This is a genomic window from Micromonospora sp. ATA51, from assembly GCF_016802855.1.
GTDB classification, from domain to species: Bacteria; Actinomycetota; Actinomycetes; order Mycobacteriales; family Micromonosporaceae; genus Micromonospora; species Micromonospora sicca.
Genome location: NZ_JAEVHJ010000601.1, coordinates 1 through 1,847, shown reverse-complemented (window position 1 = coordinate 1,847; position 1,847 = coordinate 1). Strand labels below are relative to the sequence as shown.

At 75.9% G+C, this 1,847-nt stretch carries 1 protein-coding gene and 1 pseudogene; one reads left to right on the top strand and one right to left on the bottom strand.

Annotated features, from left to right (window positions below):
- A partial coding sequence (locus tag JNW87_RS38200; protein WP_238455418.1) for a DMT family transporter occupies positions 1-963 on the bottom strand: 963 nt, incomplete at its 3' end.
- 97 nt (positions 964-1,060) lie between these two features.
- Between JNW87_RS38200 and JNW87_RS38195 the strand changes: the two are divergent.
- A pseudogene (locus JNW87_RS38195) lies at positions 1,061-1,756 on the top strand (HAD family hydrolase); the annotation flags it as partial.
- Between the last annotated feature and the right edge of the window lie 91 nt (positions 1,757-1,847).

Sequence of the window (1,847 nt, the reverse complement as noted above, 5' to 3'; positions counted from 1 at the left end):
CAGTCGGTGAGGGTGCGGGGTCGGCGGGCAGGGGCACCGGGGCGGGTCGGCGGGGGCACGGGCGCCGGCGAGGACCACCACGACGACGCCGGCCAGCAGCAGGGCCAGGCCGGGCAGCGCCAGCGGCCGGGGCAGCTGGCCCAGCCACACCCAGCCGATCAGGGCCGCGCCCGGGGCCTCCAGCAGGATCAGCACGCTGACCGTGGTGGCGGAGATCCGGCGCAGGGCGTAGTTGAACATCGAGTGGCCGAGCAGCTGCGCGCCGGCCACCAGGGCCAGGATGGCCAGCCAGGTGCCGCCGTCGTAGCGGTGCAGGCGTACCCCGCCGACCAGGCAGACCACCAGCAGGATCAGCGAACAGACCCCGTAGCAGATGGTGGTGTACGTGGTGGTGCTGATGGTGGCCCGGGCCCGCTCGCCGAAGGCGGTGTAGACGGCGGCGAACATCCCACCCGTCACGGCGAGCAGGTCACCGGCGAAGGCCCGGCCGGAGGCGCCGAAGTCGGCCCCGGTGGCCAGCGCCGCCCCGACCACCGCCACCGCGATGCCCGCCCACACCGTTACCGGCAGGCGCCGCCCCTGCCAGCGGGCGATCAGCCCCTGCCACACCGGCTGCGTCGCGCCCAGCGCGGTGGCCGCGGCGACCGAGGTGAGCTGCGCGCTCGGCATCCAGGTGGCGAAGTGCGCGGCCAGCGCCGCCCCGGACAGTACGCAGTACAGCCCCTCCCGCCGGCCGGCGCCGACGGTCAGCGCGTGGAACTCCGCCCGCCGCCGGAGCAGCGAGAACGGGCCGAGCACGGCCACCGACAGCAGGTTCCGCCAGAACGCCACCGCGAGGGCGGGGGCGGCCGCGAACGCGATCAGCGGGGCGGAGGACGAGACGGCCGCGACGGCGACCACGACCACGCCGACGGTCAGCGGGTCCAGGGGCGGGCGGTGCGGAACGGAGGACACGGAGAGCAATCCTCACACGACACCCGACAGCACGGACCGTCAGCACTCCGTTACGATCATGCCCGTCCGCGCCGGCGACCCCCCTCGACGCCAGGAGGCGCTCCCCATGCCCAGGTTCCAGGCGGTGCTGTTCGACTTCTTCGGCACGCTCACCCGGTCGGTGCAGCGTGGCGCGGCCCACCGCTGGACCGCCGAGCTGCTCGGCTGCCCGAGCGACACCCTGGTCGAGGTCCTCGACCGCACCTACTACCAGCGGGCCAGCGGGCTGCTCGGCAGCGCCGAGGCGACCCTGCGCTGGGTCTGCGACCAGGCCGGCGTGCACCCGTCGGACCTGGCGGTACGCGCCGCCGTCGCGTCCCGCCACCGGGCCGTACGCGCCGACACCCGGCTGCGCGACGAGGCGGTGCCGGTGCTGGCCGGGCTGCGTCAGCGGGGCGTACGCACCGGGCTGATCAGCGACTGCACCCACGAGCTGCCGGCGTTCCTGCCCCAGTTGGCGATCGCCCCGTTGCTGGACGTCCGGGTCTTCTCGGTCCAGTTGGGGCGCTGCAAGCCGGACCCGGCGCTCTACCTGGCCGCGTGCCGGCGGCTCGAACTGGCCCCGGCCGACTGCCTCTACGTGGGCGACGGCGGCAGTCAGGAACTCACCGGCGCCCAGCGGGCCGGGATGACCGCCGCCCGGCTGGCCGCGCCGGACCTGGCCGGACACATGGTCTTCAACGCCGAGCGGGGCTGGGCGGGGCGGGTGCTGACCTCGCTGACCGAGGTGCTCGAACTGGTCGACCCGGCCGTCGAGCCGATCGCCTGCGCCGTCCCCTCGACCCGGCCGCCGGTGTCGGCGTCGGGCGCCGCGCCGGTGCGTCGGTGCCGGGCGGCGCGGGGGTCACGCGGGC